Source organism: Streptomyces sp. NBC_01750, from assembly GCF_035918095.1.
Lineage (GTDB): Bacteria > Actinomycetota > Actinomycetes > Streptomycetales > Streptomycetaceae > Streptomyces.
Window position 1 is genome coordinate 7,753,585 of record NZ_CP109137.1, and the last position, 16,225, is coordinate 7,769,809.

General features: G+C 71.2%; 16 protein-coding genes. 4 read left to right on the plus strand and 12 right to left on the minus strand.

Annotated features, from left to right (window positions below):
- Positions 1–27 precede the first annotated feature (27 nt).
- Positions 28–600, minus strand: coding sequence for a TIGR03086 family metal-binding protein (locus OG966_RS35055; protein WP_326654088.1), 573 nt, complete (start codon positions 598–600; stop codon positions 28–30).
- 50 nt (positions 601–650) lie between these two features.
- On the minus strand, positions 651–1,073 hold the full coding sequence (locus tag OG966_RS35060; RefSeq protein ID WP_326654089.1) for an SRPBCC family protein: 423 nt from the start codon (positions 1,071–1,073) through the stop codon (positions 651–653).
- 86 nt (positions 1,074–1,159) lie between these two features.
- Here OG966_RS35060 and OG966_RS35065 point away from each other — a divergent pair, with 86 nt between their 5' ends.
- A complete protein-coding gene (locus OG966_RS35065) occupies positions 1,160–1,483 on the plus strand; it encodes an ArsR/SmtB family transcription factor (RefSeq protein ID WP_326654090.1) in 324 nt (107 codons plus the stop codon).
- Positions 1,480–1,947 carry an SRPBCC family protein gene (locus OG966_RS35070; RefSeq protein WP_326654091.1) on the plus strand — a complete coding sequence of 156 codons (468 nt, stop codon included), beginning with the start codon at positions 1,480–1,482 and terminating at the stop codon, positions 1,945–1,947. The genes OG966_RS35065 and OG966_RS35070 overlap by 4 nt, the downstream gene beginning before the upstream one ends.
- Before the next feature lie 14 nt (positions 1,948–1,961).
- Here the strand turns inward: OG966_RS35070 and OG966_RS35075 are convergent, their stop codons facing one another.
- The 10 genes from OG966_RS35075 to OG966_RS35120 all read right to left on the minus strand — a co-directional run bounded on the left by OG966_RS35075 (position 1,962) and on the right by OG966_RS35120 (position 14,570).
- Positions 1,962–3,062: a mechanosensitive ion channel family protein gene (locus OG966_RS35075; RefSeq protein ID WP_326654092.1), complete on the minus strand. Its 1,101-nt coding sequence runs from the start codon at positions 3,060–3,062 to the stop codon at positions 1,962–1,964.
- Between the two features lie 197 nt (positions 3,063–3,259).
- Positions 3,260–3,913, minus strand: a complete 654-nt coding sequence (locus tag OG966_RS35080; RefSeq protein ID WP_326654093.1) for a hypothetical protein — start codon at positions 3,911–3,913, stop codon at positions 3,260–3,262.
- Between the two features lie 159 nt (positions 3,914–4,072).
- The gene (locus tag OG966_RS35085; RefSeq protein WP_326654094.1) at positions 4,073–4,282 is read right to left on the minus strand and encodes a Trm112 family protein; all 210 of its coding nucleotides are present in this window, start codon (positions 4,280–4,282) and stop codon (positions 4,073–4,075) included.
- Positions 4,272–5,180 (minus strand): hypothetical protein, encoded by a 909-nt coding sequence (locus OG966_RS35090; RefSeq protein WP_326654095.1) that lies wholly within the window; start codon positions 5,178–5,180, stop codon positions 4,272–4,274. Before OG966_RS35090 ends, OG966_RS35085 begins: the two co-directional genes overlap by 11 nt.
- Positions 5,181–5,184: 4 nt before the next feature.
- Positions 5,185–5,904 (minus strand): class I SAM-dependent methyltransferase, encoded by a 720-nt coding sequence (locus tag OG966_RS35095; RefSeq protein ID WP_326654096.1) that lies wholly within the window; start codon positions 5,902–5,904, stop codon positions 5,185–5,187.
- Positions 5,901–7,253, minus strand: a complete 1,353-nt coding sequence (locus OG966_RS35100; RefSeq protein WP_326654097.1) for a condensation protein — start codon at positions 7,251–7,253, stop codon at positions 5,901–5,903. The genes OG966_RS35095 and OG966_RS35100 overlap by 4 nt, the downstream gene beginning before the upstream one ends.
- Positions 7,250–11,527, minus strand: coding sequence for an alpha-(1->3)-arabinofuranosyltransferase domain-containing protein (locus OG966_RS35105; protein WP_326654098.1), 4,278 nt, complete (start codon positions 11,525–11,527; stop codon positions 7,250–7,252). Before OG966_RS35105 ends, OG966_RS35100 begins: the two co-directional genes overlap by 4 nt.
- Positions 11,520–12,290, minus strand: coding sequence for a class I SAM-dependent methyltransferase (locus tag OG966_RS35110; RefSeq protein WP_326654099.1), 771 nt, complete (start codon positions 12,288–12,290; stop codon positions 11,520–11,522). Before OG966_RS35110 ends, OG966_RS35105 begins: the two co-directional genes overlap by 8 nt.
- Complete coding sequence (locus OG966_RS35115; RefSeq protein WP_326654100.1) at positions 12,287–13,453, minus strand: glycosyltransferase family 4 protein; 1,167 nt, start codon at positions 13,451–13,453, stop codon at positions 12,287–12,289. Before OG966_RS35115 ends, OG966_RS35110 begins: the two co-directional genes overlap by 4 nt.
- Positions 13,454–13,562: 109 nt before the next feature.
- A complete protein-coding gene (locus OG966_RS35120; protein ID WP_326654101.1) occupies positions 13,563–14,570 on the minus strand; it encodes a DUF3068 domain-containing protein in 1,008 nt (335 codons plus the stop codon).
- A 166-nt stretch (positions 14,571–14,736) separates the two neighbouring features.
- Between OG966_RS35120 and OG966_RS35125 the strand changes: the two genes are divergently transcribed.
- Together OG966_RS35125 and OG966_RS35130 are read left to right on the plus strand one after the other, a co-directional pair.
- Positions 14,737–14,901, plus strand: coding sequence for a hypothetical protein (locus OG966_RS35125; protein ID WP_326654102.1), 165 nt, complete (start codon positions 14,737–14,739; stop codon positions 14,899–14,901).
- A gap of 25 nt (positions 14,902–14,926) precedes the next feature.
- Complete coding sequence (locus OG966_RS35130; RefSeq protein ID WP_326654103.1) at positions 14,927–16,186, plus strand: helix-turn-helix domain-containing protein; 1,260 nt, start codon at positions 14,927–14,929, stop codon at positions 16,184–16,186.
- Positions 16,187–16,225 lie beyond the last annotated feature (39 nt).

Below are 16,225 nucleotides of genomic sequence, written 5' to 3' on the forward strand. Positions count from 1 at the left end.
CCCTGCCGGTCGTCTCCCGCCGGGCGGTCAGCCGCTCCACTCGGGATTCCTGCCGCTGGCGCCGAGCGCGCGGTGGAAGGCGGGTGCGTCGGCGGATACGGGGACGGGCGGGCCGAAGGCGCCGTTCGTCCGGGCTTGCTCGGCGATCTGCTCCACCGCGCCGAGGGCGGCCTGCGCGGCGTCCTCGCCAATCGCGAATTCCTGCCCGGTGGCGCGGGCCAGGTCCCAGCCGTGCAGGGCGAGTTCCTCCAGTGTGATGGTGGCGGCGAAGCCGGACGGCATCTCGCCCGGGCCGAACTCGGTGGTGCCCTCGTACGCCCCGGGGTCACCCCAGGCCGCCGCGGCCCGGTTGGCGGACTCGGCGACGGACGCCGGCGATGTGCCCGGGGCGGCGGCCTCGGCGGACTGCGGCTCCTTCCGGGCGGCGCGGGCGGAGGAGGACAGGGTCTGGCCCAGGTGGTCGAGGAGCTCGGCGACGGTGAACTTCTCGCACGGGGTGCGGTCGCCGAGCTGCTGGGCAGAGATGCCGGAGGCCGTCGCCGCGACGGCGTCGGCGCAGTCCCGGATGGCGGTGGACAGTGTGCTGTGCCGGGTGTTCATGAGATCTCTCCCTCGGTTCGCCGGTGCTTCCGGCGGGGGTCGGTGCAGGGTCAGCCGGTGAAGAAGGGCGCGGGCTTGCCCGTCTCGGCGTATGCCTTCAGCTGTGCGAACTTGGTCGCCCAGCCGTACGTGAAGTCCCGGTAGGCGTCGTCGGCGGCCGGGAAGCCGCTGTGCGTGAAGCGCAGAGTGACGCCGCCCTCGGGGCGAGCCAGAACCTCGTAGGTCTGCAGGGTGCCGGTCCAGGGGCCGTTCTCGGCCGCCAGGACGAGCCGTTTGCCGGGCTCTGCCTCGGTGATGCGCAGCCGCCACGCCTCCGGCACGCCCGGGAACCGCAGCTCGTGCAGACCGTCCACTTCCTTGTCCGCGGTGGCGGTCGTGGTGAACCAGCTCCGGATGCCCTCGGTCGTGGAGATCGCCGTGTACACGGTGTCCGCGTCGGCCTCGATGTGCAGCTGCATCGCGATGTCCGCCATGGCCCTTGCTCCTCTTCAGTCGTTTTAGTCGACACTAAAATGACTTCGCCTCGATGGCAAGTTGAAGTGGCGGCTAAAATGAGTCCATGGATGCGGTACGGGCGGTCGCCGAGCCCAGACGGCGCGAGATTCTTCGCCTGGTCTGGGACACAGAGCTGTCCGCGGGCGAGATCGCAGAGCGGTTCGACGTCACCTTCGGAGCGGTCTCACAGCATCTCAAGGTGCTCAGGGACTCCGGTCTGGTTACGCTGCGCCAGGACGGCAAGAAGCGCTTCTACCGGGCCGACCGTGAGGGCATGGGCCCGCTCGCCGACTACCTGCAGTCCATGTGGGCCACCAGGATCGACGCTCTCGCTGAACTGGCGGAAGCGGCGGAACGCGCCGAGAAGTCCGAAGGGACGAGCCCGTGAGTGACGAGGCCCGGAAATCCCAGCCCCCGAACACGGACGTGGTCACGCTGGAACGGCACATCGCAGCCCGGCCCGAGACCGTGTTCTCGTTCTTCACAGACCGGGAGAAGTGGCTGTCCTGGATGGGCCGGGACGGCGAGTTCGACTTCACCCGTGACGGCGCTTACCGCACCAGAGTCACCGGCGAGCACATCGCCTCCGGCCGCTTCCTCGAGATCGCCCCGCCCGAACGCCTGGTCTTCACCTGGGGCTGGGAGGGCGGCGACCTGGCCGTACCGCCCGGCTCGACAACGGTGGAAATCACCCTGGAACCGGTCGCCGACGGCACCCTGCTGCGCCTGATCCACCGTGGCCTGCCCTCCCCGGAGGCGTGCGCCGCGCACAGGGAGGGCTGGGTGCACTACGTGGAGCGGCTCGCGACACTCGGGGCGGGCGGAGATCCGGGTCCCGACGACTGGATGTGACCTGCCCGCCGTCCTCACACCACGGGGACCCGGTACGTCGGTGCGGTCATCGGCTCCTCGGCGGAGGGCCGGTGGGGGATCGGCAGGTCTCCCTGCTGCACGGCAATGGTCCGCGTCGGAGCGGGAATGCTGATGCCCTCGGCACGGTAGCGCCGGTGCAGCCGCTTGATGAACTCGTGCTTGATCCGGTACTGGTCACTGAACTCGCCGACCCCCAGGATCACCGTGAAGTTGATCCTGGAGTCGCCGAACGTGTGGAAACGGACCGCCGGTTCATGGTCGGGCAGTGCGCCGACGATGTCCGCCATCACGCTCTCGACAACCTCGGTGGTGACCCGCTCGACGTGGTCCAGGTCGCTGTCGTAGCCGACTCCCACCTGGACGTTGAGCGTCATCTGCTGGTCCGGCCGGTGGAAGTTGGTCATGTTGGTGCCGGACAGCTTCGTGTTGGGGATGATCACGAGGTTGCTGGAGAGCTGGCGCACCACGGTGTTGCGCCAGTTGATGTCGACGACGTAGCCCTCCTCGCCGCTGCTGAGCCTGATGTAGTCACCGGGCTGCACCGTTCTGGAAGCGAGGATGTGCACACCTGCGAAGAGGTTGGCAAGAGTGTCCTGCAGGGCCAGGGCGACTGCCAGGCCTCCCACGCCCAGCGCGGTGAGCAGCGGGGCGATCGAGACGCCCAGGGTCTCCAGTACGACGAGGAAGCCCATTGCCAGCACCACGACGCGCGTGATGTTCACGAATATGGTGGCCGATCCGGCGACACCGGATCTGGACTGCGCCACGGCCTGCACCATCCCGGCGACAATCCTCGCGGCCGTGAGGGTCGCGGCCATGATGAGCACGGCGGTGAGCGTCATGGTGACGTTGCGTCCGACCCTGGCGTTCAGCGGCAGCACCGACGCCGCGATCGCCACGCCACCGGTGATCGCTGCCCAGGGGGCCAGTGCCCGCAGCGCGTCAACAAGGATGTCGTCGCCGCTCCAACGCGTTCTGCCGGCCCGTTCGCCGAGCCATTTGAGGATCACGAGCAGCAGCAGGGCGGCCGCGATGCCTGCCGCCACCGCGATTCCGGCGACGATCACGTCGTGCAGCGTGAGGTCCCGGTTCACCGCTTCCCTCCCGTTGCGCGGCGAAGAGTGCGGACGGCGGGGATTGCCGCTGTGAGCCGGATGTGATGTGTCGTCACCATGCCACCTGTGCAGTCTGGGAGGGCGGTTGTGCGGTCGCGTCGGGCGGAACGGAGTCCGCTCGGCGCGACCTGTCATCCTGCCGCATGCCGCAGGCAGCACGGTGGGTGGGCCACTACTCAGTGGGCGAGGAGCATGTACGTGTTCTCCAGCTCGTCCTGCACGACGTGGGCATCTCCCGCGACCGTCCGCACGACAAGGTCGTCCTGCGGGGTGTGGACTTGATACTGCCAGCCCTGCGGGAGTCGCAGGCGCCGGCCGAGCGTGGCCAGTGATTCCATCGTCTGGCTGTCGTCCACGGTGTGGGAGTACGCCTGCAGGATGTATGTGCGGTCGCCGGGGGCGCTCAGCGCATGCACCGGTCGGCCACCGGACAGGATGTACTCGGTGTCCCGTTTCACCGTGGAATCGACGTAGAACTTCTTGGCCGTCGCCCCGGTGAGGTCGATCTCCGCCGGGATGCGGACCTCGGCCACCCAGCGGGCCTCCAGGCCGCCGAACATCTCGGTGTCCCCCCACTGGAACGTCGTGACCTCGTCGATCGTCCAGAAGCGGGGTCCGTTCAGGAACACCATCGGCACCTGGAATTGCTCCGCCAGCGCACGGGCGTCGAGCGCGTTCCACTGCTCCGGCGGACAGTCGTTGAGACCGAAGGTGTTATAGACGGCCGCTTTGAGATGACCGTCCTCGCCCGGCGAGATGAGAAGCATCTCGCCGTAGCGCGCGTCGCGCAGACCGCTCAGGTGCCGGGAGGCTCTCGTCGTGTGGGACATGGCTCCTCCTTCTCACAGCCCGTCTCCGCTCCTGCGCGGAGAGCGCCCGCGGGGCCGGGCCCGCAGGCGGGCGGGCCCGGGTAGCGCCGCGGGTCGTCCACTCCATCAAGAGCAGCACACGCGTGGTGAAGTCGCACGCCGTCCCGGCGGCGGCGGGTGTCATGGCCCGATTCGCCTGAGGATCCGCTCGTGCTCCTCGTCGGGGACCCGGGCACCGGAGGAGGGAAGCAATTGCGGGATTCCATCGATGATCGGATAGCGCCGGCGCAGCCTCGGGTTGTAGAGGACCTCCTCGGGAAGGAGCAGCGTCAGCTGCCCCTTGTCGATCGGGCAGGCGATGATCCGGAGCAGCGGATCGTCAGGCTTCATGGGCCGACTCCTTTGCCGGTACGGGGGGTTCGTCATGACGCGGAAGCATCAGCAGGACCGAGACGGCCAGTGCGGTGCCGCCGAGCCGCAGCGCGAGTCGCAGTGGGTCCTGCGGCAGGGACTCGCCGAAGACGAATGTGCCGAGCGCGGCTGTGAACAGGCAGGTGACGGTGGTGCATACGGGCACGATCAGAGATGCCCGGCAGCGCTGCAGCGCGGTCTGGGACAGGATCAGGCCGGTGGCCGAGGTAAAGAGCAGGATGTACGGATACGGAGACCGCAGCAGGGCGAAAACCGCGTCCTTGATACCGCTGGTCGTCAGATGACCGGAGACGCCCTTGATGGCGAGTGAGCTGACGCCGTACAGGAGGCCGACGGCGACGCCGTATTCGACGCCCGCGGTCGGCAGCCGGTGACGGCGGCGGGTCCGGCGCTCCACGGACCGGTACAGCCACAGCCCGGCCGCGAGCGCGGGCAGGCACACCAGCAGCAACCGGCCGGGCGAGGCATGACCGCTCACGGCGTCGGAGCGCTTGAGGGAGGCCACGACCATCAGCAGGGCGAGGGTGATCACAGCCACGCCGCGTCGCTCACGGCCGCTGGGGCGCTCGCCCAGCACGACGGAGGAGAGCAGAACGAACAGCACCAGGCCGGAGACGAAGATGCCCTGCGCGGCTGCGATGGGAAGGGTGCGGTAGACAGCGAGCTGTGCCGCGAAGCCGGCGGCGAGCGCGAGCGAACCGCCGACCCACAACGGGCTGCCGATGAGCAACCGCACGACTCGGGCCGGCTGTCCCGTACTCAGTCGCGGCAGGCCGGACAGCGCCCGCTTCTCGAGCACGAAGCCGGTGCTGTAGAAGACGTTGGCCAGCAGAGCCGAGGCCACACCCCACCACATGGCGCTACACCCGCCTGGCGTGCACCAGGAGGATGGAGGCCACGGACGGCGCGGCACAGGCGGCTCGGTCGATCAGGCGCAGCGGGCGGGGGACACCGTGGAAGGGCCCGCCGGCCAGGGTGACCACCTCGAAGCCCGCGGCGGTGAGGAATCCCCGCAGGGCGCGGGCGGTGAACAGGCGTAGATGACCCACCACTTGTGATCCGGGACGGCCGTGAATACCGCGCAGGCTGACCTCCGAGAACACCGGCTGCACACCGGCGGCCAGCAGCGCCCGGTTGTACCAGGCGGCCAGGTTCGGGGTGGAGAGCATCAGATGGCCGCCGGGTTTGAGGATGCGGCGCAGCTCGTCCATGGCACTGTCGGGGTCCACCAGATGCTCGATCACCTCGCTGAAGAGCACGGCGTCGGCGCTCGCGTCGGCCAATGGCAGCCCGCCCGCGGTCAGTTCGCCCCGGACGACATGGTTCATCCGGGTTGCGGCCCGGCGCAGCGCGTCCTGGGACCAGTCGACACCGACAATCCGGTGATTGCCCAGGAGCGGGCCGGCGGTGGCCGCCGCGGAGCCGTCGCCGCAGCCGACGTCGATGACGAGGGAGGGCTCGGGGGGCAGCACCCGGGCCAGCATCACTGCCTGGCGGCGGCTGCGCTCGACTCCGGAGGCGACGGGGACGGCCGGGTTCTCGTAGAACTCGCGCAGCCCCGCGGGGAGAGTTCCCGTCATGACCCGTCGCCTCCTGAAACGGCCGGCAGGGTCGCCATCGCAGCCAGATACTCCGTGAAGAAGTCGGACAGCTGTTGCCCTGCAGCGTCGTCGAGGAGGGCGCGCGACCAGCGCAGCGCCAGATGCAGCCGTCCCTGCGTGCTGGCGGTGGTCACGGTCAGCCCGCGCGGCATCGCGGCGGGAGCCGAGAACCAGACCGCCTCCGCCCGGCCCGCCTCCGCGAAGTCCAGCGGGTACGGAATGCGCCCGATGTTGCTGAGCAGCGTCGTCGAGGTCCAGGGAGCGGCAGCCCGCCGCACGCCACGGGTCAGGGCAGCCCGTATCCCGACGGGCAGGGCGGGTGTGGTGAGGAGGGTGGCGGCGTGGCCGAGCTGCGGGCGGGGTGCCGACTTCAGGGCGCGGGTGCGTGCGGCGGTGCGGTGGAGCAGGCCGGCGAGAGTCTCGGGGCCGGGCTCCCGCGCGCACTCCCGCGCGCCGAATCCGACCTCCACGAGCCGGGTGCCGTTGCCGATGGGCATCTCGGCGCCGCGGGGCCGGTCGTCGACGGGCATGGTGATACGCACCGGCCGGAGCGGGGCACCGTGCAGCCGGTTCCAGCGGACGATCATCAGGCAGGTGGCGACGAGGAGTTGGTCGTTGACGGTGTAGCCGGCCCCGGCCGGTCGGCGCGGCACCGGCAGCTCGGCCAGCAGCAGTCCGTTTCCGCCCGCGCCCCGGACATCGGTCGCCGGTGCCACACGGGCGGGCCGGCCGGGCCCGCCGGTGCGGAGGGGCGACGGTGGCCCCGGCCGCCCCGCCCCGCCGACCGGATCGCGGACAAGCGGCGTGGAGGCGGCGCCGCCGCCGTACAACTCGGCGGCCGTGGCCAGCACGCGCAGACAGGCGGGCCCGTCCAGGGCGGTGTGGTTGAGCGTCAGCAGCAGCACACACGAGCTGTCCGCCGACGACGGTCTCACCACCTCCAGCCGGACGGGTGGGGAAACCGACAGCGGCGGAGCCTCGGCCAGTGCTCCGGCCCTGGCCCGCTCCAGTGCACCGGGCCCCCGTTCCGGGAAGCCGACCGGATCCACGTCCGGGGTGCCCGTCAGCTCCCATTCGTAGCGCCGCCGGTACCAGGGGCCGGGTGCCTCACGCACCAGAATCCGCGGGTGCCGTAGCAGCGCCTCGCCGAACGCGGCCCGTAGCCGCTGCGGATCCGGCTGCCGGGGCAGGTGCACCTCTATGTGCACGGTCTCGGGCTCCTCCGCACGGAGACAGTGCCGTGAGATCTCATCGACGACCGGAAACGGAATGCGACCCGGAGGGGGTTCGGCCGGAGGCCCGGGCCTGGCGGGTTGCAGGGCGGTCATCTCGGCGGGGCCTCCCTCAGGTCGGGCGGTGCGATGCCGGGCGGATCAGGGTGGGGCGCCGGGCCCGGAACAAGGCGCCCGGCAGGACGGTTCGCCGGCCGCACCCGCTGGGGCAGGGGCTTCGGGTCCGGTGCCGCGGAGGCAGGTACCGCCCGTACCCGCCGGCCTACGGTGACCACGGCCGCGCACAGTGCGATGAGCGCCAGCAGTTGGGCCACCGGACCGAACGCGCCCCGCCCGGCGGAGACCGGATCGCCCGCCCCCGTCGCGGCCGCGATCCCCGCACCAGCCATCGCCACCAGTGCGATCGGCACCAGCAGGGAGTGCCGCAGCCGGGCAACTACCGCCAGCGCGGGGACGATCAGCGCGAAGGGACCCGCGACGGCCGCGACCACGAGGGTCAGCGCGACGCAGCCCAGAACCCATCCGGGCGCAGGCGGGACCATCGCGACGGAGGCCGGGCCGCCGCCCCGACGGCGCACGAGTGCGAGACCCGCCAGCAGCGCCACCGCCACCGCGCCGCCGATCATCCCGATGTCGTAGAGCAGCACGGGTGCGTACTCGAGCTCGACCCTGCCACCCTCGCCCGCCGGGATCAGCCAGGCCTGCTGCCAGCCGTCGATCCGCAACGGGATCAGCGGCTTGCCGTTCAGGGTGGCTTTCCAGCCGTCGTTGGCGTTCTCGTACATCTGGAGGTAGCCGGCCTCGCCCGCACCGACGGTCACGGACCGCCGGTCGCCGCGCCAGTCGACCGCGGTCGCCTCCCGCTGTTCCTTCGCGGCGGTCGGCCGGAACTCGCCGCGGGTCAGGGTGATGTCGGTGAGTGCGAGGGGCCCTTCGTCGCCCGCCTCTACCTGGTGCGGCCCTCGGCCCAGCGCAAGAGTGCCGCCAGGTGTCCGGCAGAGCGTGACGTCGACGGGCCGGCGCTCGGTCAGATCGCGCACGGTTCCCGACGCGCTCGTCGCGTGCAGCGTGCCGTCGACGGCGACGGGCGGCCCCTCGCCGCACGGCACGGAGAACCTCAGGTAGGAGGCCGGCGGCGGTGTGCGCAGATCGGCGAGTGCCGGAACGTAAACCTCGCTGAGGCCGACCGGCAACTGCATCCGGTTGCCGGCAACGGGGTTGTGGACGGTCAGCGGCGCGGCCCGGCTGACGGTTATGTCGAGCCGGTCCGTGGTCACCGGCTCGAAGCGTGCCACGCCGTTCTCGTCGACGGCGGCCGTCACGGCGCCGTTCGGGGTGCTGATCAGTATCTGTTCGGGCCGGGTGGAGAGTCCGCCGGCGGCTGCGAGGACGATCTCGTCGATGGTCCTGCGGCCGGGCCAGCGCAGATGGATGACCGGCCGGTCGCCGGCGATCCATGCGGTGGTCAGATCCTCATCGACGAGATTGCGCGGGCTGAGGCCGTTCCCCAGCCGGCTGGTCGAGTCGGCGGTCGCCGTGATCCGCCGCCCCCGACGCGGATCGGCGCCCGTGACGAGCCGGTCCAGCGCCTCGCCCGGCACCGGCAGCGCCCGTACCGTGACGGCGAAATCCGCGCCCCTGCCGACGCTGAGCCGGCGGTGCAGGCCCTCCTCGGCCGAGACCGGCGAAAGGCCGCCGGGGTCGCTGCCACGATGGAGCGAGAGGACCTCGGCCCGGGCCCCGGTGCCGAGCGCGTCGGTGGGCAGCTGGAGCAGCCGGGTCACCTGGACGCCGGGGAGGGAGACCTCGCTGAATCCTGCGCCGCCCAGTCCGGCCTTCGGGGACTGGGCCGCCAGGACGGTGATCTTCAGCCAAGTCGCCCGTCCCGCAGGCGCCTTGACCGGCTGCGGGTTTCCGTTCGGTGCCAGTGGGCTGTCCTCGAGGCCCCGGTCGGTCTCGACCCGTACGAATGTGGGGGCGGCCCGCATTCCGTCGCCGGGCAGCGGGGTGAGCCGCAGCGAGGCGGGGATGTCGGTGGGCGAGGAGAAGCGGATACGGAGCCACTGGCCCGCGGCGTCCCCGGCGCTGCCCTCGGCCCACGCCGTCCCCGGGTTGCCGTCGAAGGCGTTCACCGGGTCGTACTGCGGCAGGTGGAAGAGCCAGTTGCCACTGCTGGAGGCGGTCACCGAGGCCGCGCCGCGCAACACGGCCGTCGTCTGGTGACCGGTGCCCTTCACCGGCAGGATCTGCCGGGGTCGCTCGCCCGGGTCCTGCAGGCTCCCGGTGGGGTTCCGTTCCTCCGCGGTATAGGTGTACGAGGTGTTGCTGTTGACCAGTCCGAAGCGGGTGTCTGCGCGGCGCAGCCCGTCCGCGACGTACTGCGCCGCCGGTGTGCCGAGCCCCGGGTGGTTGTCCCCGGTGAGCACGGTGGGCCTGTTCCGCAGGCGGGGATCGGCGGACAGTTGCAGCAGTGCCTCGGGGCCGCCGCTGACCACCGCGGTGTCCGCGACCGCCTGCAGGCCGACCTGGCCGGGCCGCCGGATGCCGGTCGGCTCGTAGATCTCGACGGCCTGCATACGCGGGAAGATGCCCTGGACCTGCAGTGGTGTGCCGCTGGGGATCCGGCCGCCGGTGAGCACCGGGTCGAACCCGGCGACCCTTCGGTACCCGGAGGCTTCCAGGGTGCGCTTCACGGTGATCGGCGGGACGTATCCGATCTGGTCCGGGTCGAGGTCGTTGCGTACGACGACGAAGAAGAGGCCGGCGCGGGACAAGTAGTCGCGCAGGCCCGGCACTTCGCCGCCACTCATGAGTGCCTGATCCACCGCGTCCATCGCACGCCGCGAGCCCGGCGTCCCGAAGGGCACGAAGTCGCGCTGGGCCCAGCGGGAGTCGGCGAGCACGTCGAAGGGCTGGTCGATGGGAGAGCCCCAGGTGTAGAGGCCGTGGGCGGTGGCGGGGACGACGAGGGCGCGGCTGTCGGGGGAGTTCTTCGCCAGCCAGTCGGCGGCCTGCGTCCACTGGCCGGGCAGCTTCTTGAAGGCGCCGGGCTGCAGGATCGTCCCGTTCGCGTATGGCCAGGCCAGACCCGGCAGTATCAGCAACGCGGCGAGTGCGGGGGCGTGACGCCGCAGGGGGAACGGCCGGGCACCGCGGCTCTCGCTCGCCGTCGCCACCAGGTGCATCAGGCCGAAGGCGAGCGCGAGAGCGAGCCCGGGCTGGAACTTGTAGATGCTCCTGAAGGGCCGCAGTGGCCCGTTCAGCCAGTCCCGGACCGTGTCGTGGAAGGGGGCGCCGAAGGAACCGGCGTATCCGGCCAGCGCGATCAGGACGACGGCCAGCACGGTGAGCAGCAGCCAGCGGCGCTCGGGCAGATCGCGCCGGGCCAGGCCCGCGAGCCCCAGCGCGGCGGCGAAGGCCGAGCCGAGGATGGTGACAGTCGCCGTCACCACGGTCCAGCCGGCGGGCAGCCAGGCTTCGCCGAAGTGCAGGTAGGCGACCCAGTTGCCGGTACCGCGCAGCAGCTCGGTCGCCGACATCGTGCCGGTGGTGGTGTCGGCCTGTTCGACGTACGGCATGAAGTCGTCGCCGTAGACGCCGAGCAGCAGCAACGGGATGACCCACCAGGCAGTGGCGAGCACGACACCGGGAACCCACCAGGCGATCAGTGCGCGCTTGCGGGGACCTGCCGGACGGCTGAGCAGATAGAGCCCCACGGGCAGCAGTGCGGCGAGCGTGGATGCCGCGTTGACCCCTCCCATGAAGGGGATCAGCAGCGCCGACGTGGCCGCGGCCACCCGCGGGCCGGTGCCGGTGCCGGTGAGCGGCAGCAGCACCCACGGAAGGAGCGCGCCGGGGAGCGCGGCCGCCGAGGTGGAGCCGACGACGATGGTGAAGGTGGGCCACAGCGCGTAGCCGACGGCGCCCAGCAGCCGGGTCCGTGCGCTGCCGATGTCCAGGCGCTCGGCGAGCCGCAGGACGCCCCAGAACGCGCAGGCCACGATCAGCGAGAGCCACAGCCGCTCGGCCAGCCACACCGGGATGTGCGCGAGGTCGGTGAGTGCGTAGTAGGGGAGGGTCGGGAAGGCGTATCCGGCGTACTGGTTGGAGAGCCCGCCGAAACCGGCGCGGCTCTGCCACAGCTCCCCGAGATCACCGATGAACTTCCATGGGTCGGCGACCACCCCGAGCTTGGTCTCGAAGGTCATCCTGCCCGGTGATACGGAGAGGAACGCGACGAGGACCGCCGCCCAGAAGGCCAGCAGCCACGCTCTGCGGCGCGGTCCGCCGGCCGGCGGCGGGGGCGGCGGGGTGGTGGGCCGGGGCCGGCCGGGCCGGCCCGGGGGGAGGGTCAACGTCGTCTCAGCCACGGGTGGCTCGCAGTTGGCTGTCCATCGCTGCTGCCGTTTCTGTTCGGCGCCGGAGGATGAGGAGGAGGTTCCAGGTGGCGATCTCGCGCAGGCCCGGAACACGGGTGACGGCCTGCACGAGGAACGGCCAGTACCGTGAGCGGGCCGTTATCAGGGACACGTCCTCGCGGGCGCGTACCTGACGCAGGGTCGGACCGATGTGGATCGCGAAGAGGTTGTCGCCGAGGGCATGTTTGGCGGGGCGCCCGGTTCGCCTCAGATACCGGGCGCGGGCGCGGTCCGCGCCCAGATAGTGCCAGGGAGCCCACTCGTGACCGCCCCAGGGGGAGAGCCAGTTGGTGAACGAGACGTAGATCAGCCCGCCCGGCCGGGTGACGCGGATCAGTTCGCTGAGGAAGGTCTGCGGGTCCGCGACGTGTTCCAGCACATTGGAGGAGAAGCAGATGTCGGCGATGCCGTCGGCCAGGGGCAGCAGATAGCCGTCGGCGACCACCGAGCCCAGGGGAATGGTGCCCCGCGCGCCCAGTTCCCGCGGATCGGGCTCGAAGAGATAGCTCTGTGCTCCGCGCCGCCTGAACTCCTCGGTGAAGTGGCCGCCTCCGCCGCCCACATCCACCACCAGCCGGTCGTTCAGGGGCATGTGCCGCTCGAGCTGGTCGGCCGCGTCATGGGCGAGCAGGGTGTAACACCGGTCCGGGTCGGTCCGCTCGCCCATGAACGCCCGGAAGAGAGTGAGGGACCTGCGGATGGAGGGGTCTTTCACAGCCGGTCACTCCGCTGCGGCGCGGCCTCCGCGGCCGCCGCCCGGAACTGCCGGACCGTGGCGCCCCAGCGGAAGTGCGCGGCGCGCTGCCCGGCCGCCCGGCCGAGCGTCTCGCGTCGCTCGGGGCTGAGTGCCAGCGTGCACCAGGCAGCGGCGAACGAGCTCTCGCCGCGGGCCAGCACACCGGTGACTCCGTCGTCGATCGAGTCTCTGAGCCCGGGCACGTCGAAGCCGATGGCGGGTGTGGACCGGGCCGCCGCCTCGGTCACCACCAGTCCCCAGCCCTCGACGAGCGAGGGGTGCAACAAGATCCAGGCCGCGCACAGCAGCCGGTGCTTCTCGGCCTCCGACACCCGGCCGGTGAAGGTCACGCCGGGCCCGGCGAGGGCTTGCAGCCTGGCCCGTTCCGGCCCGTCACCCACGATGACGAGCCGGCCTCCGGTGACCGGTCTGACTCTCTCCCACAGACGCAGCAGCAGCTCGATCCGCTTGTACTCGACGAGGCGTCCCACAGCCAGGAACAGCGGCTCCGCCGATGTGGGGGCGAGCGGACCCGGTTCCTCGACACCGTTGTGGACGAGCCGGATCCGCTCGCGCGGGACACCGAGGCCATGGAGGGCATCGGCCGTGGAAGGGGAGACGGCGACCAGCAGATTGCCGCTGTGGGCGCGGGTCAGTGCCCAGCGCTCGAGCCTTCTGCCGAGCCGGGCGGCGGGGCCGGGGAAACGCTCGGTCCAGATGTCGGTGTGGACATGGTTGACCAGGCAGAGCGTCGGTCCGCGGTGCCACAGCGGGGCGAGGTACGGCATGCCGTTGCACACCTCGACGAACAGGTCGCAGTCACCGACCTGCCGTTCGAAGGCGCGGCGGGCGCGTAGGAAGTGTCCGGCGTCGCCGCCCGCCGAGACCACGCGGTAGTCGCGGAAGGCGGCGGGACCGCCGCACAGGAGCGTGACCTGGTGTCCGTGGGCGGTGAGCCCGTCGGCGATACGGTCGATGAGCAGTTCGGAGCCGCCGGCGGCCGGGTTGCCGAGGTCGCGGCGGGCGAGGAAGACGATCCGGCGGGGATGCGGCGGAGGGCCGGAGGGAGGTTCGTGTTGCGGGGATTTCGGACGGTGGTGGGGGAGTGGCGCGCGCAGCATGGGGGGTACGTGCTGGGGCATTCGAGCTCCAACTCGCCTCGGGGTGCGGGACGGTGGGGGGTGTTGGTGCGCGAGCGGTCTGGGACGGGGTGGGGTTGGTAGTGTCCGCCCCGGTGTTCGATGCCGCTACTCACGGCGGTGACAAATTTGGCCTGCTTTCGGACTGACGTTCCATCACATTGTTCGCATTGCTGTGGATTCGCGGATTCCTGCCGCGCGCGACGAGTACGCCACCCGCGGCCGCCAGTACGAGTCCGGCCGCTCCCGCGCCGATCGGCGCGGTGTCACCAAGCGCCCGCAGTCTGCCGCTGTCCGACTTCGCCAGTGCCACCTGCTGGTGCTGGGTGTCCGCCGTGAACTCCAGCCCCGGGCTGTCCAGCAGGACCACCTTCGCCTCATCGGCACCGGGTGCGCGCAGCGTCTTGCGGGGAGCGATCCTGGCGTTCATGATGCGGCCGGTCCGCCGGTCGACGACGAGCTCGATGCCCTGGTTGGCGTACCACTCCTCGGCGTGCACCTGGCTCCGCTTCGGCAGGCCGACCAGCCGGCCCGGTACCTGGCGGGTGCCCGTCCGGGTGTCCTTCACGGATCCGGTGAACCGGTAACCCTCGTAGCCCGCGACCTTCTTGGTGCCCTTGAACTCCAGCCGGACAGTGGCTCCCAGTGTGCTGTCCCACCAGAGGTAGTCGCGCTGCTGCACGTCGAAGGGGAACTTGAGGTAGGCCTCGCCCTGATACTCCGGCGTCTCCCCGCAGCAGTGCACCGGAGCGTTGGTCCTGCGGTCGGTCACCCAGCGCTCCAGCGTCCACTGGTAGGAGCGGCGGGGGTCGCGGAAGGCCAGCGTCCGGGGGGTGTCGATGGCCGTGGACACGTCCCACACGGCCCGCCCGCTGCGCTCGCTCGCGGCGACATCCCCCAGCACCCGTCGCGTGATGGTGATCGGCTGGGCCCGGACGGTTCGCAGGCTCGTCGTGTCGAAATATTCCCCGGTGCCGGTTAACACCGTCGTGACATTGGTATCGGTCGGGGTGCGTTCGGCGCGTGGCTCCACATACCGGGCGAGCATCGGCGCCAGTACGAGCAGAAAGACGCCGACACCCAACAGGACCAGCGACAATGGCGAAGCGGTACGACGCATGGGGGCACTCCCTGGGAGCGAGGACGGGTTCAGGACGGTGCGCGTCTGTACGGCCCGGGACCGTATGCGTCCTCTTGACGGAGTGTCAATGACACTCGCAGACTGAGCAGTCGCCGAGCCGGAGCCGTGGGGCGGGGTGCCTTCCGACCGAAAGGCTCGCTGAACCATGCACAGACTGATCGCCGCCGTGCTGACCACCATGGCCGCCGCCGTCCTCGCCGTAGGGGCGGCCTTCGGCATCGTTGCCGCCCTGAACGCCACACCCGAGCAGCCCAATGTGCCTCTCGTCTCCTTCGAGACGGGTCGGCCGACATCGTCCCCGCAGCCGTAGCCGACCAGCAGCGAGGGAGGAACCCATGCCCGTGCGCACGGCCTGGCGGGACGTACCCCGCCTGCGGGCACGCAGATTCGCGTCCCTGGCTATGGCCGAGGTGCCCGCACTCGCCCAGGTCATCCTGGTCGAGATCCGCAAGGAGTTTCCCGGCCTGCCGCTCGTCGTCGACGACTCGGGCGAGCCCATGGCCCTGATCGGCATCCGCGGCGCGCTGGAGGACTTCGTGGACCACCTCGTGGTGGAGGAGGAACGGCCGCACAGGCGTCAGATGGAGGTGTTCCGGGAGTTCGGCCGCGGGGAGGTGCTGCAAGGCCGCAGCCTGGACTCCCTCCAGGCCATCTACCGGCTCGGCGTACGGCTTGCGTGGCGTCGCCTCGCCGAGATCGGCCAGCAGGTCGAGATCCCGCCGCCGGCCATGTACGAGCTGGTGGAGTCGGGATTCGAGTATCTCGACGGGCTCGTCGCACAGTCCGTACGCGGCTATGTCGAGGCCGCCGCCCGCCAGGCCGGTGAACGGCTGTGGCTGCAGCGGCGGTTGATCGGCCTGATGCTCAGCGAGCACCGCACGGATCCCACCGATGCCCTCGCCGGGCATGCCGAACGCATCGGCTGGCCACTGCCCGAACAGGTCGCCGTCGGAGTACTGCTGCGGCCGGCCCCGGAGTCTGTCGCCCCGGCCGTGGGTCAGGACGTGCTGCTGGACATGGAGTACGAGCAGCCGCGCATGGTCGTCCCCGAGCCGGACGCGGCAGGCCGGCCGGAACTCCTGGGGCGCGCGATGACGGGCTGGTCGGGCGCGATGGGACCGCCGGTTCCGCTCGCCGAGGCCGCCAAGTCGCTGCACTGGGCCTGCGCCGCCGTACGCCTGATGGAGCGCGGCCTGCTCCCGGCCGGCCAGGTCCTGCGGTGCACGGAGCACACCGAGGCGCTGGTCCTGCTGCCGCCCGAGGAGCTGATCGAGGACCTGGCCCGTCGCTGCCTGGCGCCGCTCGACAAGTGCGCCCCCGCGCACAGCCGACGGCTCGTCGAGACGCTGCTCGCATGGCTGGAGACACGTGGCGGCGCCCCCGAGGTCGCGGCACGGCTCGGGGTCCATCCGCAGACGGTGCGCTACCGATTACGCCAGATCCGCGCACTGCTGGGCGACGAGGTGGACGATCCGGACCGGCGCTTCGAACTGGAGCTGGTGTTACGGGCCCGCCGCCTGCGCGATGCGGGGGTGGCCAGGTACGCCGGTGAACCTCTGCCGGGCGGCGCAGGACGACATGGGTCGGAGCGCTGAGCGCTGTCCCGGCGGACCGTGACCGGGCACGTTCACGTG

Coding starts and splice junctions, on each gene's coding strand:
- OG966_RS35055 (WP_326654088.1), bottom strand. CDS start 600: ATGAACACCCGGCACAGCACACTGTCCACCGCCATCCGGGACTGCGCC.
- OG966_RS35060 (WP_326654089.1), bottom strand. CDS start 1,073: ATGGCGGACATCGCGATGCAGCTGCACATCGAGGCCGACGCGGACACC.
- OG966_RS35065 (WP_326654090.1), top strand. CDS start 1,160: ATGGATGCGGTACGGGCGGTCGCCGAGCCCAGACGGCGCGAGATTCTT.
- OG966_RS35080 (WP_326654093.1), bottom strand. CDS start 3,913: ATGTCCCACACGACGAGAGCCTCCCGGCACCTGAGCGGTCTGCGCGAC.
- OG966_RS35085 (WP_326654094.1), bottom strand. CDS start 4,282: ATGAAGCCTGACGATCCGCTGCTCCGGATCATCGCCTGCCCGATCGAC.
- OG966_RS35090 (WP_326654095.1), bottom strand. CDS start 5,180: ATGTGGTGGGGTGTGGCCTCGGCTCTGCTGGCCAACGTCTTCTACAGC.
- OG966_RS35095 (WP_326654096.1), bottom strand. CDS start 5,904: ATGACGGGAACTCTCCCCGCGGGGCTGCGCGAGTTCTACGAGAACCCG.
- OG966_RS35100 (WP_326654097.1), bottom strand. CDS start 7,253: ATGACCGCCCTGCAACCCGCCAGGCCCGGGCCTCCGGCCGAACCCCCT.
- OG966_RS35115 (WP_326654100.1), bottom strand. CDS start 13,453: ATGCCCCAGCACGTACCCCCCATGCTGCGCGCGCCACTCCCCCACCAC.
- OG966_RS35120 (WP_326654101.1), bottom strand. CDS start 14,570: ATGCGTCGTACCGCTTCGCCATTGTCGCTGGTCCTGTTGGGTGTCGGC.
- OG966_RS35125 (WP_326654102.1), top strand. CDS start 14,737: ATGCACAGACTGATCGCCGCCGTGCTGACCACCATGGCCGCCGCCGTC.
- OG966_RS35130 (WP_326654103.1), top strand. CDS start 14,927: ATGCCCGTGCGCACGGCCTGGCGGGACGTACCCCGCCTGCGGGCACGC.